The organism is Dorea hominis, assembly GCF_014287705.1.
In the GTDB taxonomy this organism is placed as follows: Bacteria; Bacillota; Clostridia; order Lachnospirales; family Lachnospiraceae; genus Dorea_D; species Dorea_D hominis.
This window is the reverse complement of the sequence record NZ_JACOOY010000003.1, coordinates 31,528-52,827: the sequence shown is the minus strand read 5'-3', so window position 1 is coordinate 52,827 and position 21,300 is coordinate 31,528. Positions and strand designations below refer to the sequence as shown.

Sequence of the window (21,300 nt, the reverse complement as noted above, 5' to 3'; positions counted from 1 at the left end):
TTCCTATCTATAACTTCAGTCCGATTGCCTCATTTACATACGAAGTGATAAAATCTTTTTTTCGTCCGGTTCCGTGTCTGTCAGGAATTTCAATCAGAAGCGGCATCGTCCTTTCCAGTTTAATCTCATTGATCAGATCCGGAAATTCCCTTCCAAATTTTTCTGTCAGCAGGATAATTCCAACGGTCTTATCATGCATCGCTTCTTCAATGGCACTGCGCAGCTCTTCCCGCGTGTGCACCATCACGCCGTCTACACCGGCAAGCCTCATTCCTGTCAGAGTATCGATATTATCACTGATCAGATACATTTTCATCTTACAATTTACCAAGGATCATGAAGGAGATGATCAGTCCATACAGACAAACACCTTCTGCAAGTCCTACGAAGATCAGTGATTTTCCAAGTGCGCTGGAATCTTCACTGATGGCACCCAGTGCTGCGCTTGCCGCACTGGCTACGGCAATACCTCCACCGACACAGGATAAACCGGTTGCAAGTGCGGCGGCAAGATATCCGAATCCGGTTGCATTAGAAGCGGTCTGCGTTGCAGCTTCTGCTGCATGTACAGTGTCTCCGCCAAATAACATAATTCCCGCAATCACAAATGCTCCAAAGAAGAAAAACACATTTGCTCCGATTGCTTTTTTATAGCGTTTTTTCGACTGCTCGCCAAGCAGATAATACCCAAATGGTATGATGATACTCAGAATCAAAGTTGCGATCAGCAGTAATTTTACAGTCAGTGTCATAATAATATCCTCCTATTTTCCAGATCTTAATGTTCTTTTTTATGTTGATCAAATGGTTTAAACTCTCTTCCGGTTCCTTTATAAAAACGGCTGAACATTTCATAATATTCCAGCCTGAGTACCTGGATTCCTACAATCAGTCCCTCTAACAGGCACACGATCACATTGCCGAGAATCACGCCAAAGATATTCACGCTTCCGCTCTCCGCTCCAGACAACATCAGTACAACTTCCATGATCGCCGCATGGCTGACTGCAAATGCACCGATTCGCACATAAGACAATGTATTGGAAAAATAACTCAGCATCGTTTCAAATAATTCAAAAAATCCCTGCACAAGAAACATCACTTTTCCCTCTTCGAGTTTCTTGTGATTATGCTCCACAAGATTCGTCAGAGGTTCTTTAAATACAAACAGGATGACCGGTATGCCAAGACAGATTGCCAGTAAAATATTACTCGGCGTCTTATGTCCTGTCATATACAGAACGATTGTCAGAATGATACATCCGTAAAATACAAATCCCGCCAGCCCGTTATTGGAAAATAACAGATTGCCTCTATCATGTGCTTTTATCGCATTGATCATCTGGAACAGGATCACCAGCAGGTTCAGTCCCATGCCAAAGGCAACCGCCACAATAAATACCGTATTCAGCTGCCCGATAAATGGCAGATTTGTCATAGCTTCTACCGGTTTCAACCATAGTGCCGGTATCACATCTTCAAAACCAAATACACTTCCAAACATAAATCCAAATGCCATTGAGAAAATACCTGCAACCGATATAATTCCCGCGAGATTTATCTTCTTCGTCAAATACAGGATTCCACCAATTGCAAACAGGCAGAAGCCCTGTCCCACATCTCCGAACATCGCGCCGAAAATAAATGTATAAGTAAGTGCCACGAACATTGTCGGATCCATCTCATCATTCGCCGGAAGCCCATACATCCGTACAAACATCTCAAACGGTTTGAAAAGCTTCGGATTCTTAAGTTTTGTCGGCGGTTCACCGAAGAACTTCTCTCTGTCTTCTTCCACTACAACAAATATCTTATCATCCTTTTTCGTCTCTTCCAGGAATTTAGCGACATCTTCTTCGCCCATCCATCCGCACAGGATGTAATACTCTTCCTTGTTGTCGCCTTCCTCAATCCGCGCTGCCATCTTACGCACATCAAAGATATTGCACAATTCTTCCAAACGCTTCTGCGCTCCTAACAGTTCTGCCGCATGCTTTTCAACCAGCACACGGATACTTTGGTTAATCTTCTTGATCTTCTTTTTAGTTTTACCAATCTCTTTCTGTAATTCCTCACATGCCTGTGTCGGCGTTCCAATAAAATCTGATGAAAGGCTGATCCGCTCAAAATGAAGTGAATTAAATACAGAGTCTATTTTGCTCGCTTCCGGATTGGATGTAAAATAACATCCATAGACATAATTCTCATCCCTTGCTCCCTCTATAAATACTGCATTCAGATCATCAAATAAATATTTTTCAAGCCGATGAAAATAATCTACCGAAATCCGTCCAAACCGCACCTTCATATAGCGGTAACGCATAACTTTGTACAGATCCAGATCCAACGGTTGAAACGGTGTCAATACATCCAGTCTTTCCCGTAAACTTTCTACTTTCTTTTTTAATAATTCTTTCTGTTCCTGCAGTTCCAGAAAATCATGATTCACTTCCCGGATCATTGCAAGCATCTCCTCCTGCGATGTCACTGCTTTCGGACAAATCTTGTCATCCTTGATCATTGCCGTAAACTGCTCCGCCTTCGCGAGCGGTTCCCGGTAAGGATTCAAATCTACAAATGGCTGCAGATTGTCCGTTGTCTTAAGCTCAGCCACTGCATTTTCCAACTGCATCTCATACTTAGAAAGATACTGGTCGCAGACACGGTCAATGTCTGTCTTCGGCCCGCTTATGCTTAAGAATTTCATCTTGACGATCATCGAATCACCCCTTTCATATATGCTAAAGTCTCTGTTGTTGTTAATCCGTAGCGAATACATTCAAACGCTGTCGTCAACTTTTTAATTTCTTCTTCTTTTAAAAACAAATATGTGCTGATCGATGCGATCGAATACGGCTCTCGCCTTCGGTCTGACAGGTACAACTGACGCAGGCAGTCCTGATAGATCTGCTCCATCGTCTTCTGTTCCTTCCCGATCTCATATTTCTTCGCATAATATGTTTCGTCCAGCCGATTTTGAAATTCCTCCACACTCGGTGTGTCTACCAGCATCTTAAAATCTTCCAGATTCAGCCGGTAATGGATTGGAATCGTAAGTGCATAAATATCCGGCGGCAGTAAATGATAATATTTCTTCGCACGGTATATCCACTGGATATTCAAAAGATCAATCTTTGTTCCGCAGTCTCGCGTATAGATCTCCAGCTCTTTCTTCTTAAGCAGTCTGCGCTGTTTTCTCCAAAGTGTCGTAAAATAATAGAGATCCAGTGCAAGATCATAGTCAAACAACGTCGCTGCACCTGAATCTTTTATCTTAATGAGCGGTTCATAATACTCCGTACCCTGTAAATTATCAACCAGCTCGTCAATATTTCTGGACGTAATCATCTTGTCAATCGAGATCTGTGAATACCGGTCAAAAAAGTCTTTCTTGTATTCCAGATCAAATGGTTTTTCATAATGATTAAATACGATACGAAGACAGTAATTGATCAAATCCACTTCATACCGTTTCCAGTAAACTTTCAAAAACTTCTTCTGTTCCATTCCCGCAAACCGGAACAGTCTGGACCAGTCTGCATACAAAGACTGATACAGCACTTTCTCAACATTCCTTCGATGATAAAGTTTTACCTCCAGCCGGTTCATATACTCTGCATATGCCGGCTTTTCTTTCAGATACTCAATTACTTCCGGAACTGTCTTTTTGGATGCGACTTCCTCAAGCTCCTCTTCCGACAGAAGTTTCGCCTGCATCCCGTGGACTTTCGTGACAATTCCACTGTAAGCCATAACATTTCCCATGTTCTATACCTCTGTGATATGTTCTAATATCTCTCTGGCATACGCCTCATGATTTTCTTCATATTCTTTTCGCAGTTCTTCCAGAAGCTTCTGGTTCTTCTCCCTCTGCTCCTCCATAACTGCATCCATTTTTTCTTTTGCCTGCGCACGAATTCTGGAAAGCTCTTCCTGTGTAGCCTGCTCTGTTTCCCGATCAAACACGTCTCGTTCATTTTGTATCTGATGTTCAATCTCCGTCTTCTGTTTTTCGGCATGTTCAACAATATCTTCTGCTGTTTTTTCAATTTCGCTCAACTGCTCTATTACAGAATCCATAATCCGCCTCCGTTCTTTTTCCATTTTTTTATGTATATGTTATATAATACTCTTATTTTTAGAAAAATCCATAGCAAATTTGACATTTTAAAGGACAAAAGTTAAACTGGAAAAGCACATGCAATATACATGAAAAAATGTATTTAATAAAGGATAATATCAGAAAGGAACATTCTATGCGATTAAGAAATATACCCCGTGCGGAGAGCGTACTTGCCAATTCAGAAATGGTAATCAAAGATGAGCGACACTTCCGTGGCAAATGGAACAGCGAAATTTTTCACAATAATCATCCACTTCATATTGAAGTCGGTATGGGAAAAGGTCAGTTTATTCTGACATTGGCAGAGCAGAACCCAGATATCAACTATATCGGCATCGAGCGTTATTCCAGCGTCCTTCTACGTGCTGTCGAGAAGCTGGAGGTAACATCCGATTCTTCATCCGAAGAAACAGTCACACTCCATCTTCCGAATCTACGCTTTATCTGTATGGATGCCACAGATCTTCCGGAAGTTTTTGCTGAAAATGAAGTATCCCGGATCTATCTGAATTTCTCCGATCCATGGCCGAAAGCCCGCCATGCAAGAAGACGTCTGACATCTGCAGAATTTTTTGCCCGCTATGACAAGATCCTCATTCCGGATGGCACTGTCGAATTTAAAACAGACAACCGAGATCTCTTTGATTTCTCCACCGAACAGTTGGAAACATCCGACATCTGGAAAATGACCGCATGTACCTATGACCTGCATCATGATCCTGCCATGAACGAAGGCAATGTCATGACAGAATACGAGGAGAAATTCTCTTCCATGAAACATCCGATCAACAAACTGATTGCGGCAAGGAAATAAGCATATGCCTCTTGCACGTTCATCATACGCATTTTTTACTTTGTATCATATAATAAAGTAACAATAGTCTGTGCAGAGGTACACATTCATGAAACCGAAACGAAGACGACGGCACTCCTGTTTTTGTTTTACCAACATTTGCAACAGGCGCTGTCACAGACCATTCTCATGTCTTTTACATTCTTTCTGCGAAGTATGCCGGTACCTGAATACAGACACGGACTGCCATACGAAGAAAAGAGGCTGATTTATGAAGCATGTCACTGCAGCAAATTTTCCTGCTGTTATACACAATTCCGGCGTACCGGTCGTTGTGATGTTTTACGCATCCTGGTGCACAAAATGTGCAATGATGAAACCAATTGCAGAAGAAATATCCGGCAAATACCATGCGCAGTATTTATTTATAGAAGTAGACATTGACGAATCACCACTCTTAGCCAAAACTTATACGGATGATCTCGTCCCGACATTTGTCTGCTTTAAAAACGGTACAGTTCTCGCCTCTTTCGGCGGACTGATTTCCTCTTCTATATTAGAAGAACGCCTAAAGAAAATCTTCAGAAAGAGTTAAGACGGATTTTCTTTGCAAACCAAAACGATTATGATACTATAATGATGCCAGCTTCCATATAATAATGGAAAAGATTGCAAAATCAATACATTTCTGCAGTCTTCTGGCATCATTTTTATTTAAACTCATTAAAAATACATCTGGTAATACCAGTCATAAAAGGAGGTACGGCAACAGCCATTATTATGAAAAAATTCAAAAAAATCATTCCACTTGCTCTGGCAGTTACACTTACATGTGCAAGTCTTCCGATGATTGCCAACGCAGACAGTTCCAAAGTTGTTACGATCGGGACAAACCTGTCAGACGACCAGAAGAAGTCTATGTATGAATATTTCGGAACAAGCAAGGACAGTGTAGAAACGATCGAAGTTACCAATCAGGACGAACGTAAATATATGGAAGGGATTGCATCTGAAGCGCAGATTGGTCACAAGACTTACAGCTGCTCTTATGTAGAACCAACTACAAGCGGCGGTATCCAGGTGAAGGTCGCAAACCTTACATTTGTAACCAGTTCCATGATTGCCAGCACTCTGACAACTTCCGGCGTAGAAAACTGCAACGTTGTTGCGGCATCTCCAATCGAAGTATCCGGAACTGGTGCTTTAACCGGAATCATGATGGCTTATGAGACTGCAAGCGGTGAGAAATTGGACGAAGGGCAGAAAGAAGCCGCTACAGAAGAGCTTGTAACTACCGGTGAACTTGCTGACGATATCGGACAGGACAAGGCAACGGATCTGATGAACGATGTCAAAGAAAATGTTATTGCAAATGATATCAGCGACGAAGATAAGATTGCAGATACAGTCGATGAAAAAGCGAAAGATCTGGACGTTAATCTCACCGACGAGCAGAAAGATAAGATCGTATCCTTGATGGAGAAGATTTCCCAGTATGATTACGATGTCAAATCTCTTCAGCAGACGCTGAACAACCTGGAAGGCAAGAGCGAAGGTTTCTTCACAAAACTAGTCAATAACATCAAAGGATTTTTCGGCGGAAATAACAGCAATTCCGGTGGAATCATCAGCCAGACCAAAGATGATATTCTCGGAAGTGATGTTGTCAGCAACAGCACACTGGACGATATCAAAGACAAAGTTCAGAATGCAGATACTGAAGGCTGGTGGGATAAAGTCGTGAACTTTTTCAAAGGACTGACCGGAAGTGATTCAGATTCCTCAGACAGCAATTCTTCGGATGACAGTTCCTCCAACTAAAATCACTGTACTTTCGATATTTTCCAGACGGAGGATACAGATATGAAAATACTGAATTTCGGGTCATTAAATATTGATCACGTATATAAAGTACCGCACTTTGTGAAGAAAGGGGAAACCCTTTCTTCCGAAGATTTAAAACAATATCCGGGCGGAAAAGGACTGAACCAGTCTATCGCCCTTGCAAAAGCCGGCATGTCAGTCTGGCATGCCGGAGTCATCGGAGCCGATGGACAATTTCTCTCTGACATTTTAACTGCTGCCGGAGTACATACAGAACTTCTGCATACCGACACAAAAGCGCCAACCGGGCATGCGATCATCCAGAATGATGTGCAGGGAGACAATTGTATTCTTCTCTATGGCGGAACAAACCAGCAAATCACAACAATATATGCAGATGAAGTTCTCTCTCATTTTGGCTCAGGAGATTACCTGGTTCTCCAGAATGAGATCAATCAGCTCTCTTATATCATTATCAATGCGAAAGCCAGAGGCATGAAGATCATCTTGAATCCATCTCCAATGGATGCGAAGATTTTTGAACTTCCGCTGCATCTCATTGATCTGTTTTTTGTAAATGAGATTGAAGCTGCCGGGCTGATTAAGAGCAAACTGTCGGATGCTGATATTTCCGATAACGAAAAGCTTGCTTCCAGACTGCAGGAGCTTTTCCCTGAGAACAATTTTGTACTGACACTCGGCGAAGAAGGTTCTATGTATCTCTCTTCCGACACACAGATTTATCAGCCAGCCTTTAAAATAAAAGCTGTAGACACAACCGCTGCCGGAGATACATTTACCGGGTTCTTTTTATCCGGACTGTTACACGGCAAAAATATTCCTGCTTCGCTGGAACTGGCGTCAAAAGCATCTGCCATTACCTGCTCCAGAGCGGGAGCGGCTGTCTCTATCCCGACGATGGAGGAAGTGAAATAGCTAAGCGGTGACTCTATTCGAGTTTCTTTTACTTTTCAGAACCTTCCCCGCTCATTCGCAAATTCGCGCGTCCCTCGCGCTTTTCCGCTGCTTTGCAGCTCTTTTGCTCATGTTCGGAGCGGTGACTCTATTCGAGTCACCTGTATAAAAAGAAGAACCGGATACTCACATGTAAACATGTGTATCCGGTTCTTCTTTTTATACTTGGTTCTGAATAGTTACTCTTAAAATTCAAAAACTGCTACGCCGTATGGTGGAAGTGAATATGCGAATGAATATGGTCTTCCGTCGCATTCCTGCTTCTGTGCTTTGTATACCTGCGGACGTTTCTCACCCGTTCCACCGTATTTCTCTTCATCGCTGTTCAGCAGCAACTTATACTGTTTTCTCTTCGGAACACCGACACGATAATCTGCTCTTTCCATCGGTGTGAAGTTACATACGAACAACAGATTCTTCTTGCCATCTTTGGAATGACGCATGAAGCTGAAAATACTTCTGTATGCGTCATCAGCATTGATCCACTCAAAGCCACCAAATTCATGATCTGCCTCATACATCGCTTTTTTATTCTTATACAAATGCAGAAGATCACGTACCCAGTTCTGGATCGCCTGATGTTCCGGCTCTGCAAGAAGATACCAGTCCAGCTCTCTCTCCTCACTCCACTCACGGAGCTGTGCAAATTCCTGTCCCATAAACAACAGTTTCTTACCGACATGTCCCATCATAAATGCATATCCGACTTTCAGATTCGCATATTTATCAAATCCAAGTCCCGGCATCTTATTCAACATTGAACACTTCAGATGTACAACTTCATCATGCGACAAAACCAGAATATAGTTCTCACTATATGCATAACTCATTGCGAATGTCATCAGATTATGATTATCTTTTCTGAAATACGGATCCAATTTCATATATTCTGTAAAATCATGCATCCAGCCCATGTTCCATTTCAGGCTGAATCCCAGTCCGTCGTCTTCCACATCCCCGGTTACCTTCGGCCATGCAGTAGACTCCTCAGCAATCATCATTGCACCTGGATTACGGCCAAGCACAACCGAATTAAGATGCTTAAAGAAATCAATCGCTTCAAGATTCTTATTCTCTCCGTACTTATTCGGCACCCACTCTCCTGCATTCTTTCCATAATCCAGATATAACATGGACGCAACCGCATCTACGCGAAGACCGTCTATATGGAAGTATTCCACCCAGAACAGCGCATTGGCAATCAGGAAGTTCCGCACTTCATTCTTTCCATAATCGAAAATCTTCGTTCCCCAGTCCGGATGTTCTCCCATCCTCGGATCTGCATATTCAAACGTTGGGGTTCCATCAAAATCAGCAAGTCCGTGTGCATCTTTCGGAAAATGTGCCGGCACCCAGTCAAGAATGATACCGATATTATGCTGATGCAGATGGTTGACCATCCATGCAAAATCCTGCGGGGTTCCATATCTGGAAGTTGGTGCATAATATCCTGTCACCTGATATCCCCATGAACCGTCAAACGGATGCTCCGCAATACCAATCAGCTCCACATGCGTATAACCCATGTCTTTTACATATTTGACTATCTCTTTACCGAAATCCCGGTATGTATAAAATCCATCGTCCTCACACCCCGGATGTTTCTTCCACGAACCGATATGCACTTCATACACAGACACTGGTTCTTTCTTATGATCCCAGTCTTCCCTGCGCTTCATCCACTGCGTATCCGACCATTTCAGCTCACTGATATCATGCACTCTCGATGCAGTTCCCGGTCGTAACTCTGCATAGTTTGCAAATGGATCTGCCTTGAAAATGTAGTCTCCCGTATAAGTCTCAATACAATACTTATACATCATATCTTCCTGTACCTTTGGTATAAAGCACGTATAAATTCCCAACGGCTCTTCCCGCTTCATCGGATTCGCCTGTGTATCCCATTCGTTAAATTCACCGACAACGGATACCGACTTCGCATGCGGTGCCCACACAGCAAAATACACACCCTGGCGGTGTCCATCCTTTACTCGGTGCGATCCCAGCTTCTTATATATCTCGTAATGGTTCCCCTGTCCAAAAAGATACTGATCCAGCTCCCCGATCTCATATGTTTTTTTCTTTCTTTCAGCCATAATTCCACCTTCCCATACTCTTATGGTAATATATTTATTATACGTTAGAACAAGGTAAAAAGAAAGAGTTTTGACAAACATTATCTGTCAAAACTCTTTTTTCTCATTTATAGTTTGAATTTATTTTTATTATCAAACTAAATTCTGAAATCCTCTTCTTTAAGGATGATCCGGTCTGCGTGATCCGTTCCTTTTCCAAAGACTCTTCTTGCAAGATGTTTTACATTTGCTTTCTGTGAATGAGCGATTGCTTCATCCATAATCTCTTTAACCTCGGCAACTGTTACGGCATGATCCTCTCTCTGCATTACATCGATTCGGCTGTACAATGCAAGGATTCCCATTTCATCCAGTTTATATCCATTTTCCTTCGCATATGTCTGACCGAATGTTACCAGCTCATCATTGATAAATACCGGCAGCTCCAGTTTCGAAGTAAACTTGCGTTTGAAATCCGGATTAGCTGTCATAATACGTTCCAATGGTTTTCTCTGATCTTCCAGTACAAACAGCATCTCTCCTGTCTTTCTTTCCATCAGATAGCTTAACTCTTCTACTGTTCTGGAATTTAACTTACCGGCTTTTTCGATAATGATCGCTCCACCGCGGAGTTTCTGGATAATATTGGATAACTCTTTCTTATTCAGTGACTCTCCTGTTACAATTGCAACTTTACCCTGTTTCAGGTTACGCTGTTTCTGGATTGCTTTTACAATATCAACAGCAAGAACTGTCTTACCAGATCCTTTTCTTCCGATAACCATAAGGTTTCCTGTCTTGGAAGTTCCTTCTCTCTGTGCACGGCGGTCATTATCCAGAACTTCTACAATCTGCTCACTCATACCTCTGACTGGTACAAAGTAGGAGAATAACTTCTTCTGTTCTTCTGTAAGTCCGGCTTTCAGACCAATCTCACTTGTTGCATTTAAGTCATAACGACCGGTTACTACAAATCCTGTATCAAACGGAACTCCGCCACCTTTAGACTTCTTGATACGTTTCTGTATCTCTGCCTCTGAAGGCTCCTCGATCTCAAGCGCTTCACCGAGATCTGTATCATCATCTTTGTCATCATTGAAGAAATCATCCAGATCAAAGTCTTCTTCTTCAGCTTCTTCATAAGAAACCTCTTCCGGCTCATCTTCTGCAGATACTTCTTCCGGCTCTGCAAAATCTTCCTCTGCGAAATCTCCTTCTACGAAATCTTCTTCCTCCGCGGATGCTTCTTCAAAATCTTCTTCAGCAAAATCGGCTTCATCAAAGTCTTCCTCGCCGAAATCTCCTTCATCAAAATCAGCCTCATCAAAATCTTCGCCGTCTTCTGCGAAATCCTCTTCATCAAAGCCTTCCTCCGTGAAATCTCCTTCGTCAAAATCAGCCTCATCAAAATCTTCGCCGTCTTCTGCGAAATCCTCTTCATCAAAGTCTTCCTCGCCGAAATCTTCTTCGTCAAAATCAGCCTCATCGAAGTCTTCTACATATTCTTCTTCATTGTAGTCATCCTCAATAAAATCATCACCGTCGAAGTCATCTTCTGCTCCACCAAATACTGCATCTTCCAGATCTTCTTCATCATCCAGATCTTCATCCAGTACAATTTTTGAAGTCTTAGGTGTTGCTGCTCTGCTTTCAAGCTGCTCTACCAAATCTAAAATATCGTCTGGCAGACGCTGTGTATTTTTCTTTTCTTCTGTAACTTTCTCGTCCGGCTTACCCATTGTCTGCTGTTTTGCAAGTCGTTCTGCTGCCTTTTTGGCTGCTTCCTGGATAGCGGCTTCTTTTTCAGCTTCTTTTCTGGCTCTTTCTTCTTCAGCCTTTCTTCTTGCTTCTTCCTCGGCACGCTTTCTTGCTGCTTCTTCTTCAGCCTTTCTTCTCGCTTCTTCCTCGGCTTTGCGCTTTCTCTCAGCTTCCTCTTCCGCTTTTCTTCTCGCTTCTTCCTCGGCACGCTTTCTTGCTGCTTCTTTTTCTGCCGCTATACGCTTGCGCTCTGCCTCAGCCTCAGCAGCCTTTCGCTCCAGTTCAAGTCGTTCTGCTTCGCGGCGTTTTCTTGCTTCTTCTCTTTCTTTTGCAAGACGCGCTTCATCTTTGGCTTTCTGCTCTTTGATTGCTTCTGCATTTGCTTTCTGCTTTTCTTCCCACTCCTGCAGGATCTCTTCAATCTTCATCTGTCCGCCAAGCAGAAGTTCTTCTTCCTTCTCAGCCATTGCCTTTTCTTCTATATTGATCTCCTGTACCGGATCACTTGCAGGTTCCATTGTCTCCAGCGGAACATCTTCTTCTGCAACTTCTTCCGGCTCTGCTTCGCAAGCTTCCTCTGCAACTTCTTCCGGCTCCGCTTCGTAAGCTTCCTCTGCAACTTCTTCCGGCTCCGCTTCGTAAACCTCCTGCTCCACTGCTTCTTCGGTAACTTCTTCCGGTTCTGCTTCATAAGTTTCCTCTGCAATTCCCTCCGGCTCTGCTTCGTAAACCTCCTGCTCCACTGCTTCTTCGGTAACTTCTTCCGGTTCTGTTTCGTAAGTTTCCTCTGCGACTTCTTCTGGTTCTGCTTCATAAGCTTTCTCTTCTTCGACTGCCTCTTCTGCCGCACTCTCTTCCGGCATATCCTCTTCTTCGCTCTCAGCATCCTCTTCGTCAAATGCCGGTTCCGGTCTTACTCCGCCAGGTCTGCTATCATACTTCTCCTGCTGAAGCGGAGTCAGCGGTTTGTATTTCATCTTTAATTCCATCGCCTGATATACATATTTGCCTTCACTGAACCACAAGATCAGATCATCACATTCTTCCAGACACTTCGCTGTCATTCCTGCCTCGTGATACAATAATGCCAGTTCATATGCCCATTTCTCAACATATTCAGATTTCTTGAAATCTTCCAGAGCACGAATCTGTTCTTCCAGATCAGCTCCCTGTGTTTTCAGAATCTTATATTTCAAAATATACTGATTCGGATCACGCGGTGCCACTTTAACAAATTCTTCATAACAGTCAGAAGCTTCCTGTGTGTCCTCCAGTTTCAATGCCAGAAGACCTAACCGGTATATAACTTTACGGCTTCCAGGTGCACGGTCATATGCCAGGAACAGCACATCCCTGCTCTTCTGATACTCTCCGTTACATTCGTAAATCTCACTGACGGTATTCAACATGGATGCATTTTTTACTCTGCGCCAGTCAATCGTATCTGCGATCTCCATAGCTTTTTTATACTGCTTCTGCTCCACGTATTCGAGCATCTGCTCGGTCTTAACCCGATATTCATATTTATCCAAATTTCTCACCTCAAAATTTAATTATATTTCTACTATTTTACTATATTTAAAGATGATATAAGTTTAGCATATGGTATTAGCATTGTCAAAATATACGCTCTATTTGTTAAAAAAATATTACAAAAATGTAACATTAAAATAGCCATTACAGTCGTTCCTGATTGCAATGGCTATCTTATATTGAATTTTATCATATTTATTATTATATTAAATCGGAGGAAATATTATTACCAATTCCCGCAACCTTTTCCTTTCTATTTTTAAGGATGAGTAAGGGGTATGTATAAAATGTTTCTTTACACATTTTATAACTTCACATAAGTTTTACTCGTTTTTCTTCTATCTGTGGTATTTATTTCCAATATGTCTGTGCAGATGTAACTCTTTATTCTATCTTCCGGTTTTTTGACATCTCCGATTTCTTTTTTTCTTCCATTCTAATCTTACCGGATTCTAACGTCTATGGTAAAGGCTTATTTTTCGGGAATCATTCTCTGCCATACCACTAACATATTGAATTGATGAATCGATTAAACTGTCCAACGGAATAAGCCTCCTTTACATGAATTTCCAAATCTTCAAATCTCTCAAATGTTATTTCGAAAATCCTTTCTCGTCAGATCTTCTTTTATTTGATTTTTAGATTTCGTATCTCTTTTGGATTGACTTTATAATAGCACCGCGCCTTTATTTTGTCAACACTATTTTTATATTTTTATTATATTATTTTATTTCATCGTTTCTATTTTGTTATTATCTGTCAATTATGACTTTTTATTCATGTTCTTCTGATACATAGCATAACATTTTCAAGCCATAACAAACATACTCAAAATCATCATCTCCATACTCCTCTTCTATATAATTTGCAGCTTTTTCTGCCATAACTTCCACGCTCACTGGCTCATCCTCTGCGCGCTCCGTCTGCGTGACATGCCGTTTTTTCAGTGTGAATAACCAGGCAATTTTATTGAAAGTGACCGATATCTATATCAAAATAAAAAATGCAATCCACGCTGTGTCAAAGCTTCCAGAATCGGGACGTTTCATTAAACTGGATATGTATTTAAATGATGACAAATTCGATGTGCTTGTCAGGTAGTGATTTTATGACATCTTTCGATTCTTAATTGTTAACCTTTATATTTTTATAGTTGACATTCCTCATATCTACAATTATAATGACTTTGTTAAATAAATGATTATTGTACGAACAAACTCACATCACAGAAAGGACTTTTTACATGGAGACATCAACTACTAAATCAGCTTTTACTACAAAACGTATGGTAGAGATTGCTTTGATCACTGCCGTTATCTGTATTCTGGCACCATTTGCTATTCCAATTCCAGTCAGTCCGGTGCCGATTTCACTGACAAATCTGGTTATATATATCGCTGTTTTTATTCTTTCCTGGAATGATGCACTTTTCAGCTATATCATTTATCTGCTTCTCGGAATTGCAGGTCTGCCTGTATTTTCCGGTTTTACTGGTGGACTTGAAAAGCTTGCCGGACCGACTGGCGGATATCTGATTGGATTCATTTTCATGACGATAATCGCAGGAATCGGTACTAACAAATTTGGCGGCAAAAAGCTTCCGGCTGTTCTTGGCATGGTACTCGGTCTTGCTGTTGCTTACATTTTCGGAACTGCATGGCTTGCTTACCAGATGCATATTTCTTTCATGGCAGGATTATCTGTCGGCGTGCTTCCGTATCTTGCCGGAGATGCTGTTAAGATCATTATCGCTATGATTGTAGGACCGATCTTAAGAAGCCGTCTGTCTGCAATAAAATAAATCGATTTAGCCAAATCTTAGCCCTATAGAGCCCCAACAGAATTTGCAATTGGCACTTTCATCCGGAGCCCAAACAGAGAAAACCTCCGACATATCGGTTCCTTTTTCACCTCATGTAAATCAGGAATCCTTTGCCGAAGGTTTTCTTTATTTTTCATATCTGCTATTTACATATTATAGGATTAAAATTCTATTTTTTTGTTGCAACAGTATGCAGCACCCAGTCAACAATTATATTTACAGCGTAAATTCCATTTACAGCAGACAGTCATCAACTTTCTTATATGTCTTCAGGCTATACGCTTTCAGTACATTTCCATGGATTACATATAGACGGTCTTTAATATATATACCTCTTGTCGATAACGCATCACTTCCATAAATCTTTTCTTTCATGTTACACTGAAATCCCTTTTCTTCTGTATAGCTGAATAAATAATACATTTGTCTGTTTTCTCCTCCTGCCGGGAAGCCGATTATATTTTTTTCCACATCAATAAGCGCCGCTTTATAATCCCATTCCACATCTGTACTATAAACATCTTTCAGTGTATACTTATGTTCCTCTTTCACATTTTTTTTATCGGAAATATCAAACATGGACAGCTTCACACCATCTGTTACATCACCTTTCTTATCTACATTCATTCCGATGCCAAGAAGCTTATCTTCTCCATAGAAATGCAGGTAATTGGAAAATCCCGGTATTTTTAAGCGCCCAAGGATCTTCGGATTCTTCGGATTAGATAAGTCTACCGAAAACAGCGGATCCGTTTCTTTATAAGTAACAAAATATCCTGTATCTCCTAAAAATCTTGCAGAATACACGCGCTCGTCTTTCGCAAGGTTTGTAATCTTTCCGGTCAGCTTTAATTTCTGATCCAGGACATAGACCGCATTTGTCTTACCTCTCATCACAACCATGCGGAGATATCCATCATATTCATCAATCGAAAATGAATCATTCAGATATCCTCTGAATGTCTTCTGCGCAACAACCGCCAGTTTTCCTTTTTTGTAAGATAGTTTACGGAGTAATGTCTTCTCCTGCTTTCCGTTGCCAGTCCATTCTTCTTCATAATAGTAAATATTTTTGTTGCTTACATATGCGTCTCCGCCTTCTGAAAAAATAGCTTTGCTGTCTGCGATCTTATCCGGCTGTTTCAGATTAATTGACGAAACAATTTCATACATGCATCCTTTTGTTCCTTCCGGTAAATAAATATCTTTCGCCTTCATCAGATCGCCATCCACATACGGAATATAAGTGGACGGGTGCTTTTTCTTCCATTTTTCCGCTACCCAGTAATTTGAGAAAATATACAGATACCCGTCAGAAATTCTTGAAAGCTCATACTCACCGTTCTGTGATACTTCGCCCGCTTTCTTTGGATGCTTTTTATCCTGTACATCATAAGTTACTACTCTGGTTCCTTCTGTTTGTTTACTTATTAAAGAACTCCTGGTAACATCTTCCACATAATCATCATCCGATGAATTACTGCATATCATTACCACTTTTTTATTTTTTTCTGTCAGGTAAAATTCCTCGATAGTTTCATCCTTCGGTGCCTTAATCTCACTGATTTTTTTCATACTTGTTTTCGTGTCTACGATAGAAACATAGTCTCCGCCATCCTCTAACACATAGAGATAACGACCATCCGTCTTTGCCACGTCTGCTTCATCTACACCTTCCTGACGCACATTCGTATTTGAATAATCTCCTGTCGCGTCTGCGCATGACTGTTGTTCTTTTGTGCTTCCTTTGGCGGTTTCCTCTTTCTCACTCGCTTCTATATATTTACGGATTTCTTTGTAGCTTTTTGCATAATATTTCTGGTTTTCCTGATTCCCCTTATTTACCGGACATTTCTCAACAGACTTTGCCACTACACCATCCGAAGAATCAGCGCTGTTTATCACAGCAGAATCCGATTTTACCATTCTCGTCCGATTCTGGTATACTGTGATTCCTGCCACCAATACAATACAGGCTGCTGCCGTACCCACGAACTTCCACTGTCTGCGTCTTTTTCTCCTGCGTTCTTCCCACGCACACTGTTCCAGTTTTTTCTTCATATTTTCCGGTTTCAGGCTATCCGGAACTACTATATTTTCGCTGCCCACTTCTATCTTATACAAAAGATCCTGTTCTCTTTTCTCCATATTGCACGCTCCTTTTCCCTACGCTAATATACATTCCATCTTTTCAAGTCCGCGGCTTCTCTTAGACCGTACCGTATTGGCATTCAGCTTCAGCATTTCGCCGATTTCTTTGCTGTTATATCCACCAAATACAGACAGCGCAATGATTGTCTGCTCTTCCTCAGACAAATGCAAAAATGCACGTTGCACATCTACGGATATTCCATAATCCGGATGTCTGGTTCCAAAATTATTTCTCTCCGACTCTGACGACTCCATATCCTTCTCCATACGAAACTTTCTGCTTCTATTTTGCAGTTTCTTCTTACATGTGTTCGCCAGTATTGTAAACATCCAGCTTTTAAAAGCCTTCTCATCCCGGAGTTTCCGGATGTTCTCATACCCGGAAAGTACCGCATCACTCACCGCATCCTCTGCATCCTGTTCATTTTTCATCATACACAATGCAAATCGATACAAATCTTTATAAATCTCTTCATACATCCGCGCGAACGTATCCACATCACATTTCATAAATGACCTCCCTGTTAGATACTGTTTCCATCATCGATGAATTATTTTCCACATATATTAGAGGAAAACATGTGAAAAAGTGTTGCATAAAAGTTGGAAAAAAGGTTAACGCTGAAAAGGGGACGGGGATTTTCTAGAAAATCCCCGTCCCCTTTTCAGCGTTTTTTATTCTATCCACATACTTATCCACGATAGTAGTTGATAAGACATCCTTTCAAGATAATTTCTCTCTCCGCATCTGTCATATCTCCAAGCTTCAAGCGAATCTCCTTAAGCTCATCACCGACTACATATGCCGTTACATCTGTTGCTTTATCTTCGATCACTTTGCGGATCTCCGGCACATAGATGTAATCGCCATTCTTGAAACTTAAGTTCTTATCATCCTCTTCTGTGAGGAATGGAAGCATACCCCAGTTGATAAGGTTGGAGCGATAACGTTTGGTTGCATATTCATTTGCAATGTTCGCCCAGCCACCAAGTACTTTCTGGCAGGATGCTGCCTGTTCTCTCGCAGAACCGTCTCCCGGTTTTACAGCGAAGATTGTACTTCCGATTCCGAGGTTGCCTTTTCCGACTTCCGGATATTTTGTATGTATCACATCCATAACTGGTTTTAATTCTTCTAATTCATCCAATGGACATTTTCCTGCTTCAATTGCTTTCTCCGCTTTCTGCACTTCTTTGGCTCTTCCAACGTAAGCCGGATCTTTTCTGGACAGTGCAAATTCTGCAAGTCCTAAAGGATTCGAACGGTAAGAAGAAGTCTCTCCGGATGGGATCAGCTCATCTGTTGTTGTTACCGGATCGTGGATCTCGGATACTACTTTCAAGAGCAGATTCTCCGGAAGTGCTGCCATTGCCGGCCAGTCTTTGATATTCGGTCCAAACTGGATCTCTACCGACGGATCCGCTACGCCCTTACTGTCAAATACACGGTTTGCATAAATCTTCTCATCGAAATGATAGGTCTGTCCTTTGTATTCGACATCCATATCTGTTGCAGGTGTCAGGAAGCCTTTGTTTGCTGCTGTTGCTGCAATTGATCTTGCATCCATAAGTGCAACGGATGCAATCTGTCCGTTCTGTAACTTGGAACCTTCACGGTTCGGGAAGTTTCTTGTTGAGTGACGGATAGAAAATGCATTGTTTGCCGGAGTGTCTCCTGCACCAAAGCAAGGTCCGCAGAATGCTGTCTTCACAATCGTTCCTGCCTCCATCAGATCTGCCACTACGCCATTCTTCACAAGTTCCATATAAATCGGTGTACTTGCCGGATATACACTGAATGTAAATGCATCTGCCCCTATGTAGTGACCTTTGATAATGTCTGCTGCCGCACAGATATTTTCAAAACCACCACCGGCACATCCTGCGATCAGTCCCTGATCTACATATAATTTACCATTTACAACCTTATCCTGCAGAGAATAATCTACTGCCCCGTCCAGGCTTACCAGTGCTTTCTGCTCTACATCATGCAAAATATCTTTTAAGTTTGCATTCACTTCATCGATTGTGTAGACATTCGATGGATGGAACGGCATCGCGATCATTGGTTTGATCTCGCTTAAGTTCACATATACCATACCATCATAGTAAGTAACTGCTCCCGGATTCAATTCTTTATACTCTCCCACTCTTCCGTGGATCTCATAAAATTCTTTGATCTTTTCATCAGTTTTCCAGATAGATGACAAACATGTCGTCTCGGTTGTCATAACATCAATGCCAATTCGGAAGTCTGCACTTAACCTTTCTACACCCGGTCCGACAAATTCCATCACTTTATTGTTTACATAGCCATTTTTAAATGTCGCTCCAATGATTGCCAGTGCCACATCCTGTGGTCCGACACCTTTCATCGGCTCTCCATCCAGATAGATTCCTACTACCTGCGGCATCTTAATATCATAAGTTTTATTCAGAAGCTGTTTTACAAGCTCCGGTCCGCCTTCACCCATTGCCATCGTTCCAAGCGCTCCGTAACGGGTATGGCTGTCCGAGCCAAGGATCATCTTACCGCCGCCTGCAAGCATTTCTCTTGCAAACTGGTGGATAACAGCCTGATGAGGCGGTACATAAACTCCGCCGTATTTCTTTGCACAAGTCAGTCCAAACATGTGGTCATCTTCATTGATTGTTCCGCCTACTGCACACAGTGAATTATGGCAGTTTGTAAGTACATAAGGAATTGGAAAACGCTCCAGTCCTGAAGCTCTCGCTGTCTGGATAATTCCTACAAATGTAATATCATGAGAAGTCAGTTTGTCAAATTTAATCTGCAGCTGCTCCATATTGCCGGAAGTATTATGGTCTGCCAAAATATGATAAGCCATTGTCTGCTTTGCTGCTTCTTTCTGATCCGGTGTCTGTCCGGTCTTCGCTCCGACTTCTGCAGCCGATTCTACAATCTCTGTTCCGTTTAACAGATATGCGCCTCCATCGTATAATTTAATCATGTTCTGTCTGTCCTCCTAATCTTTCCTGTACTTCATATGGGCTGTTCTCTCTGACACAACCGCCCCTTTTGTTACACGCTCTTCCATTTTAGCATAGTAAAGTATAAGTGTCTAACTATTCATTGAAAAAGTACAATTCAACACAATCTGACCTTAATTAGTGATCGTCTTTTCTGTATCTTTATCAAATACATGGATTTTATCCGCATCCAGAGCAAATTTTACAATATCTCCGGTTCTTGCGGCTGTCTTCGGTGCTACTCTCGCCGTCATATTTGTTCCTTCATATTCAAAACACAGGAAAACTTCCGCTCCCACCATTTCATATACCCGGATTTTCGCTTTCAGAGCTGTACCCTGTGAACTTTCAACAAATTCCGATTCGTCATGCAGATCTTCCGGACGGATTCCAAGAACAACCGTCTTTCCATCGTATCCACCGGCTTTTAATTTCTCTGCCTTTGTTTCCGGCAGGCGAAGTTTCATTTCTCCGATCGTCAGATACACATCGTCGTCCTCCACCTGGCACACCGCATCCAGAAAATTCATCTGTGGCGATCCGATAAATCCGGCAACGAACATATTACCTGGTTCTTCGTATAATTTCTGCGGTGTGTCTACCTGCTGGATCACGCCGGCATTCATAACAACAATTCGTGTTCCCAGAGTCATCGCTTCTGTCTGATCGTGTGTAACATAAATAATCGTTGTTTCCAGACGCTGATGCAATTTAGAAATTTCAATCCGCATCTGTCCACGCAATTTTGCATCCAGATTGGATAATGGTTCATCCATCAAAAACACTTTCGGGTTGCACACGATTGCTCTTCCCATCGCTACACGCTGTCTCTGTCCTCCTGATAATGCCTTTGGTTTCCGATCAAGGAGTTGCTCCAAATCCAGGATTTTTGCAGCTTCTTTCACCATCTTATCTATCTGGTCTTTCGGCACCTTCCGAAGTTTCAGTCCAAATGCCATATTTTCATAAACTGTCATATGCGGATATAACGCGTAATTCTGAAATACCATAGCAATATCCCTGTCCTTCGGCTCTACATCATTAACAACCGTATCTCCAATTTTCAATTCTCCGGAAGTAATCTCCTCCAAACCTGCGATCATACGGAGTGTCGTAGACTTTCCGCATCCTGATGGCCCGACAAAAATCAGAAATTCTTTATCCTTTATTTCCAGATTAAAATCTTTTACCGCCTCAAATCCATTTGGATAAGTTTTGCAAATGTGCTTCAATGATACTCCTGCCATCTTTCTCC

At 41.8% G+C, this 21,300-nt stretch carries 17 protein-coding genes; 5 read left to right on the top strand and 12 right to left on the bottom strand.

The annotated features are described in order from the left end of the window. Nucleotides 1-7 precede the first annotated feature (7 nt). Genes H8S07_RS02890 through H8S07_RS02870 form a run of 5 tightly spaced genes read right to left on the bottom strand, consistent with a single transcriptional unit; the run spans nt 8 to nt 4,080 of the window. Nucleotides 8-316, bottom strand: a complete 309-nt coding sequence (locus H8S07_RS02890) for a V-type ATP synthase subunit F (RefSeq protein WP_117537487.1) — start codon at nt 314-316, stop codon at nt 8-10. Between the two features lies 1 nt (nt 317). Then, nucleotides 318-752, bottom strand: coding sequence for an ATP synthase subunit C (locus tag H8S07_RS02885; protein WP_021860414.1), 435 nt, complete (start codon nt 750-752; stop codon nt 318-320). Nucleotides 753-778: 26 nt separating this feature from the next. Then, nucleotides 779-2,719 (bottom strand): V-type ATP synthase subunit I, encoded by a 1,941-nt coding sequence (locus H8S07_RS02880; protein ID WP_186855383.1) that lies wholly within the window; start codon nt 2,717-2,719, stop codon nt 779-781. Next, nucleotides 2,716-3,765, bottom strand: coding sequence for a V0D/AC39 family V-type ATPase subunit (locus H8S07_RS02875; RefSeq protein WP_021860416.1), 1,050 nt, complete (start codon nt 3,763-3,765; stop codon nt 2,716-2,718). Before H8S07_RS02875 ends, H8S07_RS02880 begins: the two co-directional genes overlap by 4 nt. Nucleotides 3,766-3,768: 3 nt before the next feature. Further along, nucleotides 3,769-4,080, bottom strand: a complete 312-nt coding sequence (locus H8S07_RS02870; RefSeq protein ID WP_186855382.1) for a hypothetical protein — start codon at nt 4,078-4,080, stop codon at nt 3,769-3,771. Nucleotides 4,081-4,256: 176 nt separating this feature from the next. Between H8S07_RS02870 and trmB the strand changes: the two genes are divergently transcribed. From trmB to H8S07_RS02850, 4 genes are all read left to right on the top strand, one after another. Beyond that, the gene (gene trmB / locus H8S07_RS02865; protein ID WP_117537479.1) at nt 4,257-4,937 is read left to right on the top strand and encodes a tRNA (guanosine(46)-N7)-methyltransferase TrmB; all 681 of its coding nucleotides are present in this window, start codon (nt 4,257-4,259) and stop codon (nt 4,935-4,937) included. A 250-nt stretch (nt 4,938-5,187) separates the two neighbouring features. Further along, the gene (locus H8S07_RS02860; protein ID WP_186855381.1) at nt 5,188-5,511 is read left to right on the top strand and encodes a thioredoxin family protein; all 324 of its coding nucleotides are present in this window, start codon (nt 5,188-5,190) and stop codon (nt 5,509-5,511) included. A 185-nt stretch (nt 5,512-5,696) separates the two neighbouring features. Then, nucleotides 5,697-6,737 (top strand): DUF1002 domain-containing protein, encoded by a 1,041-nt coding sequence (locus tag H8S07_RS02855; RefSeq protein WP_186855380.1) that lies wholly within the window; start codon nt 5,697-5,699, stop codon nt 6,735-6,737. Nucleotides 6,738-6,779: 42 nt separating this feature from the next. Next, nucleotides 6,780-7,676 (top strand): ribokinase, encoded by an 897-nt coding sequence (locus H8S07_RS02850; protein WP_186855379.1) that lies wholly within the window; start codon nt 6,780-6,782, stop codon nt 7,674-7,676. A 224-nt stretch (nt 7,677-7,900) separates the two neighbouring features. On the opposite strand, the gene glgB is transcribed toward H8S07_RS02850, so the two are convergent. The 3 genes from glgB to H8S07_RS14600 form a co-directional block, all read right to left on the bottom strand. Next, entirely contained in the window at nt 7,901-9,811 is a 1,911-nt protein-coding gene (gene glgB / locus H8S07_RS02845) for a 1,4-alpha-glucan branching protein GlgB (RefSeq protein WP_186855378.1), read from the bottom strand. 137 nt (nt 9,812-9,948) lie between these two features. After that, nucleotides 9,949-13,044, bottom strand: a complete 3,096-nt coding sequence (locus H8S07_RS02840) for a hypothetical protein (protein ID WP_207722384.1) — start codon at nt 13,042-13,044, stop codon at nt 9,949-9,951. A gap of 810 nt (nt 13,045-13,854) precedes the next feature. Continuing rightward, nucleotides 13,855-13,980 (bottom strand): hypothetical protein, encoded by a 126-nt coding sequence (locus H8S07_RS14600; RefSeq protein ID WP_279287629.1) that lies wholly within the window; start codon nt 13,978-13,980, stop codon nt 13,855-13,857. 344 nt (nt 13,981-14,324) lie between these two features. Between H8S07_RS14600 and H8S07_RS02835 the strand changes: the two genes are divergently transcribed. After that, nucleotides 14,325-14,882 carry a biotin transporter BioY gene (locus H8S07_RS02835; RefSeq protein ID WP_021860424.1) on the top strand — a complete coding sequence of 186 codons (558 nt, stop codon included), beginning with the start codon at nt 14,325-14,327 and terminating at the stop codon, nt 14,880-14,882. Nucleotides 14,883-15,137: 255 nt separating this feature from the next. On the opposite strand, the gene H8S07_RS02830 is transcribed toward H8S07_RS02835, so the two are convergent. The 4 genes from H8S07_RS02830 to H8S07_RS02815 form a co-directional block, all read right to left on the bottom strand. After that, nucleotides 15,138-17,051 carry a beta-propeller domain-containing protein gene (locus tag H8S07_RS02830; RefSeq protein ID WP_186855376.1) on the bottom strand — a complete coding sequence of 638 codons (1,914 nt, stop codon included), beginning with the start codon at nt 17,049-17,051 and terminating at the stop codon, nt 15,138-15,140. 18 nt (nt 17,052-17,069) lie between these two features. Further along, nucleotides 17,070-17,564 carry an RNA polymerase sigma factor gene (locus H8S07_RS02825; RefSeq protein WP_186855375.1) on the bottom strand — a complete coding sequence of 165 codons (495 nt, stop codon included), beginning with the start codon at nt 17,562-17,564 and terminating at the stop codon, nt 17,070-17,072. A gap of 182 nt (nt 17,565-17,746) precedes the next feature. Next, nucleotides 17,747-20,026: a hydratase gene (locus H8S07_RS02820; protein WP_186855374.1), complete on the bottom strand. Its 2,280-nt coding sequence runs from the start codon at nt 20,024-20,026 to the stop codon at nt 17,747-17,749. Between the two features lie 153 nt (nt 20,027-20,179). Then, entirely contained in the window at nt 20,180-21,292 is a 1,113-nt protein-coding gene (locus H8S07_RS02815) for an ABC transporter ATP-binding protein (RefSeq protein WP_021860428.1), read from the bottom strand. Between the last annotated feature and the right edge of the window lie 8 nt (nt 21,293-21,300).